General features: G+C 66.9%; 12 protein-coding genes. 4 read left to right on the forward strand and 8 right to left on the reverse strand.

From position 1 onward, the window contains the following. Window positions 1-136 precede the first annotated feature (136 nt). From CURSPS6_RS10330 to CURSPS6_RS10365, 8 genes are all read right to left on the reverse strand, one after another. Window positions 137-1,846 (reverse strand): biotin carboxylase N-terminal domain-containing protein, encoded by a 1,710-nt coding sequence (locus CURSPS6_RS10330; RefSeq protein ID WP_416371676.1) that lies wholly within the window; start codon window positions 1,844-1,846, stop codon window positions 137-139. 161 nt (window positions 1,847-2,007) lie between these two features. Next, window positions 2,008-2,691, reverse strand: coding sequence for a Maf family protein (locus CURSPS6_RS10335; protein WP_200910934.1), 684 nt, complete (start codon window positions 2,689-2,691; stop codon window positions 2,008-2,010). 54 nt (window positions 2,692-2,745) lie between these two features. Then, window positions 2,746-4,269 carry an aldehyde dehydrogenase family protein gene (locus tag CURSPS6_RS10340; protein WP_030015984.1) on the reverse strand — a complete coding sequence of 508 codons (1,524 nt, stop codon included), beginning with the start codon at window positions 4,267-4,269 and terminating at the stop codon, window positions 2,746-2,748. A gap of 144 nt (window positions 4,270-4,413) precedes the next feature. Beyond that, window positions 4,414-5,796, reverse strand: coding sequence for a dicarboxylate/amino acid:cation symporter (locus tag CURSPS6_RS10345; protein ID WP_082470488.1), 1,383 nt, complete (start codon window positions 5,794-5,796; stop codon window positions 4,414-4,416). A gap of 172 nt (window positions 5,797-5,968) precedes the next feature. Beyond that, window positions 5,969-7,681, reverse strand: a complete 1,713-nt coding sequence (locus CURSPS6_RS10350) for a DUF885 domain-containing protein (protein ID WP_152978134.1) — start codon at window positions 7,679-7,681, stop codon at window positions 5,969-5,971. Between the two features lie 127 nt (window positions 7,682-7,808). Beyond that, on the reverse strand, window positions 7,809-8,051 hold the full coding sequence (locus CURSPS6_RS10355; protein ID WP_030015988.1) for an acyl-CoA carboxylase subunit epsilon: 243 nt from the start codon (window positions 8,049-8,051) through the stop codon (window positions 7,809-7,811). An 8-nt stretch (window positions 8,052-8,059) separates the two neighbouring features. Continuing rightward, on the reverse strand, window positions 8,060-9,691 hold the full coding sequence (locus tag CURSPS6_RS10360) for an acyl-CoA carboxylase subunit beta (protein ID WP_051687912.1): 1,632 nt from the start codon (window positions 9,689-9,691) through the stop codon (window positions 8,060-8,062). 156 nt (window positions 9,692-9,847) lie between these two features. After that, window positions 9,848-10,132, reverse strand: a complete 285-nt coding sequence (locus tag CURSPS6_RS10365) for a YciI family protein (protein WP_030015991.1) — start codon at window positions 10,130-10,132, stop codon at window positions 9,848-9,850. A 103-nt stretch (window positions 10,133-10,235) separates the two neighbouring features. On the opposite strand from CURSPS6_RS10365, the gene CURSPS6_RS10370 reads away from it, so the two are divergent. The 4 genes from CURSPS6_RS10370 (at window position 10,236) to CURSPS6_RS10385 (ending at window position 13,950) form a co-directional block, all read left to right on the forward strand. Then, window positions 10,236-11,129, forward strand: a complete 894-nt coding sequence (locus CURSPS6_RS10370) for a biotin--[acetyl-CoA-carboxylase] ligase (RefSeq protein ID WP_051687913.1) — start codon at window positions 10,236-10,238, stop codon at window positions 11,127-11,129. Then, window positions 11,126-11,620, forward strand: a complete 495-nt coding sequence (locus CURSPS6_RS10375; RefSeq protein WP_030015993.1) for a PH domain-containing protein — start codon at window positions 11,126-11,128, stop codon at window positions 11,618-11,620. Before CURSPS6_RS10370 ends, CURSPS6_RS10375 begins: the two co-directional genes overlap by 4 nt. Before the next feature lie 123 nt (window positions 11,621-11,743). After that, entirely contained in the window at window positions 11,744-12,877 is a 1,134-nt protein-coding gene (locus CURSPS6_RS10380; protein WP_030015994.1) for an adenylate/guanylate cyclase domain-containing protein, read from the forward strand. Further along, window positions 12,874-13,950, forward strand: a complete 1,077-nt coding sequence (locus CURSPS6_RS10385; protein WP_082470453.1) for a PP2C family protein-serine/threonine phosphatase — start codon at window positions 12,874-12,876, stop codon at window positions 13,948-13,950. The genes CURSPS6_RS10380 and CURSPS6_RS10385 overlap by 4 nt, the downstream gene beginning before the upstream one ends. Window positions 13,951-13,967 lie beyond the last annotated feature (17 nt).

A 13,967-nucleotide genomic window follows, 5' to 3' on the forward strand; every position in this document is an offset into this window, starting at 1 on the left:
TCCTTACCCTAGGAGCCCTGTTTAGATGCTGGACAATCGTTCCAGATAGTGAAATTCCTGCGTGACGGTATACGACGACGGCGGCGCGACAGATCCGCAGATCCGTCGCGCCGCCGTGGGGTCCGGGGGAGGGGAATTACTTGATGGTCGCGATGACCGATCCCGCGGTGACCGTGTCGCCCGGCTTCGCCTTGAGGCCGGTCACCTTGCCGGCCTTGTGCGCGGTGAGGGGCTGTTCCATCTTCATGGCCTCAAGGACCACGATGAGGTCGCCCTCGTTGACCTTGGCTCCGTCCTTGACGGCCGTCTTGACGATCGTGCCCTGCATCGGCGAGGTCAGATCATCGCCGCTGGTCGCCGTGGCGGCACCGCCCGAACGGTTCTTGCGCTGGCGCGACTTCGCCGGCTTACCGGACGATGCCGGGGCGTCTCCCAGGGACGGAATGAGCACCTCGAGACGCTTCCCGTTGACCTCGACGACGACCTTCTGGCGCTCGTCCTCTTCGCTATCGACCGAGCCCGGCTGGCCGCCGTAGGGCTCGATCGTGTTGTTGAACTCGGTTTCGATCCACCGGGTGTGCACGGTGAACGGCGCGTCCCCCTCGGGGGCGAAGGCCGGATCGGAGACGACCACGCGGTGGAACGTCGTGGCCGTGGGCATGCCGGAGATCGTGAGCTCGGACAGGGCGCGCCGCGAGCGTTCGAGGGCCTGCTGGCGCGAGCTGCCGGTCACGATGAGCTTGGCCAGCATCGAGTCGAAGTTTCCACCGATCACATCGCCCGCGACGACGCCGGAGTCCCAGCGGACGCCGGGACCGGACGGGACCGCGAGGGTCTCGACGCTGCCCGGGGACGGCATGAAATTGCGGCCCGGGTCCTCGCCGTTGATGCGGAACTCGAAGGAATGGCCGCGCAGGACGGGGTCGGAGTATCCGAGCTCCTCGCCGCGGGCCACGCGGAACTGCTCGCGCACCAGATCGAGGCCCGAGACCTCTTCCGAGACGGGGTGCTCGACCTGCAGGCGCGTATTGACCTCGAGGAAGCTGATGACGCCGTCCTGCCCGACCAGGAATTCGCACGTGCCGGCGCCCTGGTACTCGGCGGCGCGCAGGATGTCCTTCGAGGACTCGTAGAGCCGCTCCAACTGGGCGTCGCTGAGGAACGGCGCGGGGGCCTCCTCCACGAGCTTCTGGTTGCGGCGCTGGAGCGAGCAGTCGCGCGTCGAGACGACGACGACGTTGCCGTGCGCGTCCGCGAGGCACTGGGTCTCGACGTGCCGCGGGGCATCCAGGAACCGCTCGATGAAGCACTCGCCGCGACCGAACGCGGCCGTGGCCTCGCGGACCGCGGATTCGAAGAGCTCGGGGATCTCTTCCTTGGTGCGGGCGACCTTAATGCCGCGACCGCCGCCGCCGAAGGCCGCCTTGATGGCGATGGGGAGCCCGTGCTGATCGGCGAAATCCAGGATCTCCTGGGCGTTCGCCACGGGATCTTTGGTTCCGGGGACCAGCGGGGCGCCAACCTTTTCGGCGAGGTGACGCGCGGCGACCTTGTCGCCGAGTTCGGTGATGGCATCGGGGGAGGGACCGATCCAGGTCAGACCGGCGTCCATGACCTGGCGGGCAAATTCGGCGTTCTCCGAGAGAAAGCCGTACCCGGGGTGGATCGCGTCGGCGCCGGAGCGCTGCGCGACGTCGATGATCTTGTCCATGACGAGATACGAATCGGCGGCCGTCGAGCCGCCCAAGGAGTACGCCTCGTCGGCGACCTTGACGTGGAGCGCCTCCCGATCGGGCTCCGCGTAGACGGCCACGGTCTTGAGGCCCTCGTCGGTGGCGGCGCGCATCACGCGAACCGCGATTTCGCCGCGATTGGCGATCAAGACCTTGCTGACCGGCCCGCTGGTATAGCGGGAGCTCGCGCTTCGGTTCTGCTCTGACTCAGTATTCGTCACTCATGTACTCCTTTTAATCCTCCCGCGAGCTTAGTAGCAATTGCCGCGATTAACTAAGTATTCCGGGACCACAACTGCGTGATGCTCACTCCACGGTCCGTCAGCAGCTCGCGCAGCGCGTTGACGCTCAGCCCGAGAACCGTGTGGGACTCGCCGCTGATACCGGCGATGAACGCGGCACCGTACCCCTCGATCGTGAAGGATCCGGCCACCTCGAGGGGCTCCCCGGTCGCCACATACTCCCTGATTTCCGTGTCGCTCATGGTGGCAAACGTGACCTCCGCGGAACGGGCGACGCCGCCACCCGATGCGGGACCCTGCTCGGGGCCCCGGCGGTCGACGAGCCAGTGCCCCGTGTGCAGCGTCCCGGTGCGGCCGCTCATGTCCCGGATGCGGGAGATCGCGACGTCCGGCTCGTACGGTTTGCCGTAGCAAACACCGTCTAGCTCGAAGACCGAGTCACACCCCAGGATCAGATGTCCCTCGGCCTCGGGCAACTTCGCGACCGCCTCGGCCTTGGCGCGCGCCAGCGTCAGCGCCGTGTCCCGAGGGCTCAGCGCTCCGCCGTGGGCGCGCTCGGCACGGGCCAACGCGGCGTCTTCGTCGACCCCCGAGACGACGGAACTGAACCCGATCCCCGAGGTGGCAAGGATCGAGGCCCGCGACGGGGACTGGGAGGCAAGGATCAGGAGCGGGCTGGTCGACTGGCTGGCTGAGAACGACGTCGGGGTGCACACGCTGACCAGTCTAGGCCAGCCGTGCGCACCCCGAGGGATTGACGAGTAACCGCCTTAGAAGAGCCCGGTCGTGTCTTCCGAGTACGAGATCAGCAGGTTCTTGGTCTGCTGGTAGTGATCCAGCATCATCAGGTGATTCTCGCGCCCGTAGCCGGATTTCTTGTACCCACCGAACGCGGCGTGCGCCGGGTAGGTGTGGTAGTTATTCACCCACACGCGGCCCGCCTGGATCGCGCGGCCGGCCCGGTACGCGGTGTTCTGCCCGCGGGTCCAAACCCCGGCGCCCAGGCCGTAGTCGGTGTCGTTGGCGATCGCGATGGCCTCGTCGTAATCCTTGAACGAGGTCACGCTGAGCACGGGGCCGAAGATTTCCTCGCGGAAAATGCACATCGAGTTGTCCCCGCGGAAGATCGTGGGCTCGATGTAGTAGCCACCGGCCAGGTCACCCTCCAGAGTCAAGGGCTTGCCGCCGAGGAGAACCTCCGCGCCTTCCTGCGGGCCTTTCTCCAAATACTTGGTGATCTTGGTGAACTGCTCTTCCGAGGCCTGGGCGCCGACCATCGTCTCGGTGTCGAGGGGGTTGCCCTGCACCATCTTCTTGGCCCGCTCCACGGCGTCCTGGACGAAGGAATCGAAGATCGACTCCTGGACTAGCGCGCGGGAAGGACAGGTGCAGACCTCACCCTGGTTGAGGGCAAAGGACACGAAGCCTTCGAGGGCCTTCTGATAGAACGCGTCGTCCTTGTCGGCGACGTCGGCGAAGAAGATGTTCGGCGATTTTCCGCCGAGCTCCAACGTGGCCGGGATGAGGTGATCGGCGGCGGCCTTGGCGATGGTCGAGCCGGTCGTGGTCTCGCCGGTGAAGGCGATCTTGCAGATGCGGTCGCTACCGGACAGCGCCGCGCCGGCTTCCTCGCCGAAGCCGTTGACGATGTTCAGCACGCCGTCCGGCAGGATGTCCTGCAGGATCTCCGCGACCACCAGGATCGAGGCCGGGGTCTGCTCGGCCGGTTTGAGGACCACGGTGTTACCGGCCGCCAGGGCGGGCGCGATCTTCCACGTGGCCATCAGGATGGGGAAGTTCCACGGAATGATCTGTCCGACGACGCCGAGGGGCTCGTGGAAATGATAGGCCGTGGTGTCTTCGTCGAGTTGGGAGATGCCACCTTCCTGGGTGCGGATGGCCGCGGCGAAGTAACGGTAATGGTCGATGGCCAGCGGGATATCCGCGGCCAGGCACTCGCGGACCGGCTTGCCGTTATCCCAGGTCTCGGCGACGGCGATGCGCTCGAGCTGGGCCTCCATGGCGTCGGCGATGCGCAGCAACAGGCCGGCGCGGTCGGCGACCGAGGTTTTCGACCAGGCGGGGAAGGCCTTCCACGCCGCGTCGATCGCCAGATCAACGTCTTCCGCGGTGCTGCGCGGAACCTCGGTGAAGACCTGGCCGGTGATCGGGGTTTTGTTCTCGAAATAGCGACCCTTGACCGGAGGAACCCACTGGCCTCCGATGAAATTCTCGTAGCGCTCGCGGAATTCGGTCGGCGAGCCGTGCTGTCCCGGTTGGGCGTAGACCGTCATGATGGTGTCTCCTTTGACGTCCGGATGATGGTGATATGAGCCACTATATAGAGGTCGCCCACCGGTGGACCAGAGCCCGAAACCACAAAAAACGGCGGCCGCGGAGTCGATCCGCGGCCGCCGTTCGGGCGTAGGAAATACCGCCTAGTCCCGGGCGGAAGAAGCGAGGTGCGGTGCGCGGGCCGTCGCCTCGGCACCGGGCCGCGCGGCGTAATCTTCGGCCGAGAGATCCGATTCGAACCAGTCGCTCGAGCGCGGGGCGTTGTAGAGGCTCTCATCGAGGATTCCCTCGCGCCGGGAAATGATGGCCGGAATCAGCGCCTGGCCCGTGACGTTGAGGGCGGTCCGGCCCATGTCGATGATCGGGTCGATGGCCAGCAACAGCCCGACGCCGTCCAGCGGCAGGCCCAGGGTCGAGAGGGTCAGGGTCAACATGACCGTGGCGCCCGTCGTTCCGGCGGTGGCCGCCGAGCCGAGCACCGAGACCACCACGATCAGCAGGTACTGGGCCAGGTGCATCTCGATGCCGTAGAACTGCGCGACGAAGATCGCCGCCAGGGCCGGGTACACCGCGGCGCAACCGTCCATTTTGGTCGTCGAGCCGAAGGGGACGGCGAACGAGGCGTAGGCCCGCGGCACGCCGAAATTCCGCTCGGTCACGCGCTGGGTGACCGGCATGGTCCCGATCGAGGACCGCGAGACGAACCCGATCTGGGCCGCGGGCCAGACGCCGGAGAAGAACTGCTTGACCGACAGGCCGTTGGCCTTGGCGAGCAGCGGGTAGACCACGAAACCCACGATGGCCAGACCCACGTACAGCAGCACCACGAACTTCAGGAGCGAACCCATGGTCGTCCAGCCGTAGGTGAAAACGGCCGAGCCGATCAGGCCCATAGTCCCCAACGGCGCAAGGCGAATGATCCACCACAGAACCTTCTGGATGATGGTCAGGGCCGAACGGATGAAGGACAGGAAAGGCTCGGCGGCCTTGCCGACCTTGAGGGCGGCGATGCCGATCGCCCCGGAGATCACCAGGATCTGCAGCACGTTGAAGTTCGGCGTGGAGGTCAGGCCGCTCTCCGTGGCGTCCTTGGTCTTGACGGTCAGGCCCAGGAAGTTCTCCGGGATGATGCTCTGCACGAAGGCGAGCCACGAGCCGGTCGTCCCCGCGTAGGACTCGGGCATCGACAGGCCCGTGTTGGCGCCCGGTCGGAAAATCACGCCCAGCAGGATCCCGATGACGACCGCGATCAGCGCCGTGCCGGCAAACCACAAGAGCGTCTTGACGGCCAGGCGGGCCGCGTTGGTGACCTCGCTGAGGTTGGCGATCGAGGAGATCACGGCGGTCACGACCAGCGGAACCACCGCGGCCTTCAGCAGAGACACGTAGCTCGTGCCGATCGTGTCGAGGGTCGTCATCAGCCAGTTGGGGTTTTTCTCGGCGTCGCCACCGATGCCGAGGGCCACGAAGCCCAGGCCGACACCGATGACCAGGCCGAGAAGGATCTGGACCCCGAAATTGGTCATCCAGGAGGGGACATGACGACGCGGCGGGGTTGCGACGGACGCCGCGGGGTCGTCGTGGGAGGGGGAGGAGTGATCAGACATGCGGACCACCCTAGGCCCGAGCGCGATAACACAGGTACTTCGTGAGAAGAAGTATGACGACCGAGAGCCCCCGAGGGTTACGGTCGCTGCGTCACGGGGTCAGCGCTCGCTCGAGCGTTTCCAATCCCACCGACCCCACGGCCAGGGCCCGCGAGTGGAAGTCCCGGAGGGACTCGCCGCGCCCCAGCGCCTCGTCGCGGAGCCGCTCCCAGACGCGCTGCCCCAACGAGTACGAGGGCGCCTGGCCGTACCAGCCGAGGTACCGGCTGAACTCGAAATCGAGCTGGCCCGGGGAGACATCCAGGTTGCGGCGCAGGAACTCGTGCCCCGCCTCAGCGGTCCACTCTCCGGGCCTCGCACCCAGCTCTCGGGCCCAATGCTCCGGGATCGCGAACCGGCAGTGCATCCCGATGTCGAAGACCACGCGCGCGGCACGCATGCGCTGGCCGTCGAGCATGCCCATCAGGTCTCCCGGGTCGGACAGATACCCCAGGGCCTGCATGAGCCGCTCGGCGTAGAGGGCCCAGCCTTCGCCGTGCCCGGAGCACCACAGCAATTGCGCGCGCCAGAGGTTCATGGACCCGGCCAGCGCCGTCGCGGTCGCGATCTGGAGATGATGCCCGGGGACCCCTTCGTGGTAGACCGTCGACGTCTCGCTCCAGGTGGCGAACCGGGTTTCGCCCTCCGGGATGGACCACCACATGCGGCCCGGCCGGGAAAAGTCGCCCGACGGGGGAGTGTAGTAGATGCCGCCTTCGTGGGTCGGGGCGATCAGGCATTCGATGCGGCGCATCGGCCCCTCGATGTCGAAATGCGTGCCCGCGAGGTCCTCGACCGCGCGGTCCGCGAGGGACTGCATCCACTCCCGGAGCGCCTCGGGGCCGTCCAGCCGCCGGCTCGGCTCCTCGTTGAGGATCTGCTTCGCTTCGTCGATCGAACGCCCCGGTGCGATGCGTTCGGCGGCCGCGTGCTGTTCGGCGATGATCCGGTCCAATTCCTCCACGCCCCAGGCATAGGCCTCGTCGAGATCGACGTCGGCGCCCAGGAACTCGCGGGACCGCAGGGAATAGCGTTCGCGGCCGACGGCGTCCTGCTCGGGTGCCAGGGGGAGCAGCTCGTCGCGAAGGTACGTGACCAGCTCCCCGTAGGCCGCGCGGGCTTCGGCCGCCGCCCGGTCGGCGTGAGCGGCGAGGGCCGAGTCCGTCCGACCGGCGCTCGCGGCGAGATCGTCGAAGAAACCGCCCGGTGCGGCGTACGCGCCGAACTGCTCGATGACGTTCCTGACCTGGCGCGCCGCGGAGACCCGGCCCCGCCCGGCCGCCTCGGCCAGGGTTTCCCGATATCCGTCCAGCGCCCCGGGCACATTGCTCATCCGGCCGACGATGTGCCGCCAATCCTGGGAGGATTCCTGGGGCATGAGGTCGAAGACCTGCCGGATCGCGTGGCCCGGGGTCGCGAGGTTGTTGAGCTCCCAGGCGCCGAGGCCGGCCTCGTGGGTCTCCAGGGTGAGGCCGAGGCGTTCGTTCATGGCGTCGAGGGTCACCCGGTCGACGTCGTCCGCCGGTTCGAGCCGGTTGACCTCTTCGAGCGCCGAGCGGGTGGCCTCGATGTGGGCCGTCGTGCCGGCCGGGGAGTAGTCACCGTATTCGGTTTCGTGGCCCGCGATGCCGGCGATGGTCGCCTCGGCGGGATCCAGCTCCATGAGTCGTTCGTAGTAACGATTGGCGATCTCGTCGATGGCCGTGGGCAAGCGGTCCGCGGTCGGCACGCCGCGGGGGTCCTCGGAAGCGGTGGGATGTGTCATGCCGCATACTCTAGCGTCGCGTTCCCACGGGCGGGCAGATGCCCTGGTGGCGACGCCGTGGCGCCGGATGATTCGCCGCCACGGGTCCTCCGCCCGGTCCGGTGTGGTCCCGGGGCGGGCTGAGCGCTCAGCGCGGTCGAGCGCGCCGCCACGAGCCGGGGCCCGGAGCCAGCCCGGCCCCGATGCGCTGGCGGCGCGAGAGAAGCCGCCCGACCTCGACGATCGGGCTGCCGGTCTGCGAACGTTTGGGCTGCTGCCGCTGCTGCATCATGACGGCGATCGTGAGGGCCGCGAGGTCTTCCTCGGTGGGGGATCCCTTGACGACGCTCAGCAGCGGGCTCTGCTCCTGCGGAGATTCTTGGTTGGACATGATTCCCCTTACAGCGGGATGTTGCCGTGCTTCTTGGCGGGCAGGGCCGCGCGTTTGTCGTGCAATGCCCGCAGCGACTTGATGATGTTGATGCGCGTTTCGGACGGCGGAATCACGGCGTCGACGTAGCCTCGCTCGGCGGCCTGATACGGGTTGAGCAACTCTTCCTCGTACTTTTGGATGAGCTCCTGCCGGAGGGCCTCGACGTCCTCGCCGTTTTCCTCGGCCGCCTTGAGGTCTCGGCGGTACAGGATGTTGACGGCCCCCTGGGCGCCCATGACGCCGATCTGCGCCGTGGGCCAGGCGAGGTTGACGTCGGCGCCGAGCTTCTTGGAGCCCATCACGATGTACGCGCCGCCGTAGGCCTTGCGGGTGATCACGGTGATCAGCGGGACGGTGGCCTCGGCGTAGGCAAAGATGAGTTTCGCGCCGCGGCGGATGATGCCGTTGAATTCCTGCTCGGTGCCCGGCAGGAATCCGGGGACGTCCACGAAGGTCAGGATCGGAATGTTGAAGGCATCGCAGTGGCGCACGAAGCGCGAGGCCTTCTCGGAGGCGGCGATGTCCAGCGTGCCGGCGAACTGCATCGGCTGGTTGGCCACGATGCCCACGGTCCGGCCTTCGACGCGGGCGTAGCCGGTCATCACGTTCGGGGCGTAGAGGGCCTGCATCTCGAGGAAGTGGTCGTCGTCGACCACGGTCTCGATGACCGCGCGCATGTCGTAGGGCTGATTGGCCGAGTCCGGGATCAGGGTGTCGAGGTCGGTGTCGTCGACGGTGATCTCGGGATCCTGGTCGTGCTCGAGCATCACGCCGTCTTGGAGGTTGTTGGAGGGCAGGAACTCCAGCAGCTCGCGGAGGAAGTCGAAGGCGTCCTCTTCGTCCTCGGCGAGGTAGTGGGACGTGCCCGTGACGGAGTTGTGGGAGTTCGCGCCGCCGAGGGTCTCCATGTCGACCTCTTCGCCGGTCACGGTCTTGATGACATCGGGGCCCGTGATGAACATGTGCGAGGTCTTGTCGACCATGATCACGTAGTCGGTCAGGGCCGGCGAATAGGCGGCGCCGCCGGCGCACGGGCCCATGATCACGGAGATCTGGGGAACGACGCCCGATGCCCGCACGTTCATGCGGAAGATGTCCGCGAACATCGCCAGGGACGCGACGCCTTCCTGGATGCGGGCGCCGCCGCCGTCGTTGATGCCGATCACGGGGCAACCGTTGCGGAGGGCGAATTTCTGGACCTTGACGATCTTCTCGCCGTTCGCCTGGGAGAGGGATCCGCCGTAGACCGTGAAGTCCTGCGAGTAGATCGCGACCAGACGGCCGTCGACGGTTCCGTAGCCGGAGACCAGGCCGTCGCCGGTCGGACGCTTCTTCTGCATCCCGAAGGCGGTGGTCTGGTGCGCAACGAGGGCATCGAACTCGACGAAGGAGCCCTCGTCCAGGAACATCTCGATGCGCTCCCGCGCGGTGTTCTTGCCCCGGGCGTGCTGCCGCTCGACGGGAGCCGCGCCCGTGGGCATCCACGAGTCTTCGCGGCGCGCGTAGAAGTCGGCGATTTTGCCGGCCGTCGTCGTCAGGTCGGGGCCCGACTCGGTCCGCGCGTCGACGGAATCCTTGCGGGAGAGATCTTCGGTCATTATGTCCTCTGCTACGAGATGTCCGGGACGTCACGCCGGATGCGCTGGGCCTGCCGGCAGAAAGTACTCTGGTAAACCTACTGAACCAAGGTAGCAAACGCGGAATCCGTCGCCCGCGCGCCGTGCCGATCCGTGCGCGGAGCGGCGTTGATTCGCCTACGGGCCGACGGAGCCCAGCACGAGGTTCCACTCGCGGATCTGGTGGCTTTTCACCACGCCGTTGACCATCATGGGGTCCTGATCCAGCAGGGCCTGCACCGCGGAGGAGTCCTCGGCCTCGAAGATCAGCAGGGCGCCCTCGGAGATCCCGTCCGTGTACGGACCCGACGCCAGCAGGGCCCCTTGCTCGAGAAGGCTCGACAGGTACGCGCGATGCTCGGGGCGGTGCTGGGCCTGTTGCTCGGCGGGGCCGTAGGAGTAGTGGACAGCGAAGCGGGTCATATCGGACCTTCCGGGTAGTGTTTGGTTCCCGCATCTAAACTAGCTCACGAGCCAAAGTCGTCGCCGGATCACCGGGACGCAGAGCAGCAGGGAAGGCACACCGATGACGAGCACGACGCCAGAGCCGCTCGACGGTCAGCGCCTCCTGCCCGGTCCTGGGCAGGACTATCGGCTGATGGGCGCCCCGGTGGAACTCGTGGACGAGATCGATTCGACTAACGACGAGATCGCTCGACGCTGGGCCGCCGGCGAGGACGTCGAGCACCTCACGGCGCTCCTCACCGAACACCAGGTCTCGGGCCACGGGCGCCGGGATCGCGTGTGGAACGCGCCGCGCTATAGCTCCGCGATCGTTTCCTTTGCGGTCTCCTCGCGCCACGACGGCACGGTGATTCCTCACGATTCGCTGCACTGGGTCACCCAAATGCTCGCCCTCGCGACCCGGAGCGCCGTGCGCGAAACCACCGGCCTGCCCGCGACGATGAAATGGCCGAACGACGTCCTGCTCCGGGGCCGGAAGATCGCCGGAATCTTGGCCCGTGTCGTCCCGGTGGATTCCTCGACGCTGAACGTCGTGGTGGGGGTCGGCCTGAACGTGAACATCGACGCGGCCGATCTGCCCTTCGAGACCGCGACGAGCCTGATGACCGAGGCCTCGCGCCCGGTGGACCGCACCGAGCTGCTGATTCGCGTGATCGGCGAATTCCGCCGATTGGTGACCGCTTTTGGTGAGGCCGGGGGCGACCCCACGATCGCCGTCGGTTCGGAGCCCGCGCTGCTCGACCAGATCCGGGAGAACCTGGACACGGTGGGGCGCCGCGTGCGCGTCGAGCGCGTCGAACCCGAGGCGCCCCTGGTCGGTCTCGCCAGGGGTATTGCGGAGGACGGTTCGCTGCGGGTGCTGACGGAGTCCGGGGAGCTTGCGACCGTGAGCGTGGGGGACGTGGTCCACCTTCGCCCCGAGAGCGGCAGCTGGGCGGACGGTGAGCGACCGTGACCTTCCGCGACAGGCTCGATGCCGGCGAACGCGTCATCACGTGCAATCGACCGCATCCGCTGAAGCTGTTGAAGCCGGCGCTCGTGCTGCTCGTGGCGATCTTCCTGGCGAATCTGGTGCAGGTCGTCACGGGAGTGCACCCCGGGTGGTCGGCCGTCGCGCCGATCATCCTCGTGGCCGCGCTCCTCTACGCGGTAGTCCAGGCGATCGCCTGGGCGACCACCGGGTACGCGCTCACCGACAGGCGTATCGTGGTCCTCCGGGGATTCGGGCGCGGGGGAGCGGTCTCGATTCCCCTCGAGACCGTCGCCGGCGTGGTGGGGCCGCGGGGTCGCGGTCGGCTGACCGGGTGCGGCACGATTCGCATCTCCGCGATGGGGCAGACCTACGAGCTGACGTACCAGAAGGATCCGGCCCGGTTTTCGGAACTGTGCCACGAGGCCCACGTCCGCTGGGTCAATACCGTGCGTTGGCAGGGAAGAACCTACTAACGCTACCGGCCCGAGGGCTGTGATCTGTAGCATGAGGGGGCGGGCTCCGCCGTCATCGTGCCTCGAGCATCACCACCGGCGGGCCCGACCATGACGTATTGCCGAGAAAGGTGGAGCACCCCAGTGCCGCAGGACGATCCCGAAGGCAAACCGGTCTATACCGGACCGCAGACGAGCGCGCTCAATCTGCACAATCCTGCGCAGTCGAACCTGTATAAATCCGACGACGCCCGGGCGGCCGTCGGAGCCCTCGAACGCACCCTGTTGGGCGAGAACCGCTGGATGACTCGCCGCGAGGCCGCCCACTCGGGCGACATCTCCCTGCTGTCGGCCCGAAAGATTTGGCGGGCCCTGGGGATGCCGAACCTCAAGGACGAGGACATCTACTTCACCGGGGCCGATTCCGAGGCGCTGGGCAATGTCTCCGCGATGGTGCGAAGCGGTCACGTGACGGAAGACGCGGTGCTCTCGATCGTCCGCTCGGTGGGCCAGATGATGGACCGCATGGTGGCCTGGCAGGTCGAGGCCATCGTCGAAGATATGGTCGCCCACCAGGGCATGACCGACGCCGAGGCCCGCCGCGAACTGCTCAACGTATTGCCCGAGCTGCTCAACGAGCTCGAAGACCTCATCCGGTACGGCTACCGGCGTCAGCTCAACGCCGCGGTCATCCGTCTGGCCCTGAAGGCGGAGAAGCCCGTCCACGACGACGAGGATGCCCTGGATTACAAATCGTTGCCCCTCGTGAGGGGCATCGGATTCGCCGATCTCGTGTCCTTCACGTCCCTCTCCCGCCAAATGAGCGAAAAGACGCTCGCGAGCCTCGTGCAGCACTTCGAACAGAAATGCGCCGAGGTCGTGGCCGTAGGTGGCGGGCGGATCATCAAGACCGTCGGGGACGAAATCCTTTTCATGACAGAATCTCCCGAGGCGGCGGCCCGCATCTCCCTGACGCTCTCGCACATCATCCGGGAAGACCCCAACCTTCCCGAAGCACGTGTAGCGTTTGTATGGGGACGGATCCTGCCTCGACTAGGAGATGTGTACGGTCCGACCGTCAACTTGGCCTCGCGCCTCGTGGCGCTCGCCGAACCCGGCTCCGTCCTGACTGACTCATCGACTGCCCGCGTCCTCGACGGCGACGAGCGTTTTGTCCTGCAGCCCCTGGGGCCGCGCAACGTTCGTGGTTTCGGAGAGGTGCAGCCCGCGGCCCTGGCCCCGGGCGTGGGAACCGAATTGGAGATTGACTTCGAATGACCGAATCGCTCGACCTGGCCACGTGCATTGGCGCGACCACGAACCGCGGGAACCACCGTTCCAATAACGAGGACTCCCTGATGACTCGGGGAAATCTCTCCGCGGTCGCCGACGGCATGGGCGGCCACGAGGCCGGCGAGGTCGCCAGCGCGATGTGCGTCAATACCCTGGCCGCCGCCGAGCTGTTCACCCGCTCTTCTTTCGAGGTCGATTCCGCGGGGGAGGCCTCGGACGATTCCCGCGGCATCTTCAAGCGCCGCCGCAAGGCGACCTCGAACCTCAACGCCAAGATCATGGAGATCCTCAACGACATCAAGGCCGTGATCGGGGAGGCCGACGAGTCCATCAAATCGGCCGCCGCGATGCGCGCCGGAACGACCCTCACCGGGGCGTGGCTGGTGAAAATCGGCGGTCAGAACATGTGGATCATCTTCAACGTCGGGGATTCTCGGACCTACCGGCTCCGCCGCGATACCGACCAGCCGATCAGCGAGCAGCCGACGTCGGTCTCGCAGACCCCGATCGAGGGCGTGAGCCTGGAACAGATCACGGTGGATCACTCCGAGGTCCAGTACCTCGTGGATACGGGGCAGATCACGGCCCTCGAGGCCCTGACCCATCCGCGCCGCAACGTGATCACCCGGGCCCTGGGCACCGGAAATTACTGGGAACCAGACTTCTGGGTGATCCCCGCCAAGAAGGGCGATCGCCTCATGATGTGCTCGGACGGGCTGTCCGGGGAACTGTCGAACGAGTACATGGCGCGGGTCTTGTCCACGGTGAGCCACCCCAAGGACGCCGCCGATGTGTTGCAGGCCGCCGCGATCCGTTCGGGAGGCCGCGATAACATCTCGGTCATCGTCGCCGACGCCGTCGAGGCCGGATCCTGCGTCAACCACGGGTGCGACGGGGACACCGACGGTGTCCACGCCGAGGAGCCGGAGGAAGGCGTCATCGACCTCGACAACTGGCACACCAACGATCTGCACGATCCGCAGAGCGCCGGCGGCCGCCCGGATGGCCCTTTGGCGCCGGACGAGCAATTGCCCCCGGCCCGTCCCGACGCCGACTAGCCGAGGCGGGGTGCCGC

The organism is Curtobacterium sp. S6, assembly GCF_000710345.2.
Taxonomy (GTDB): Bacteria; Actinomycetota; Actinomycetes; order Actinomycetales; family Micrococcaceae; genus Rothia.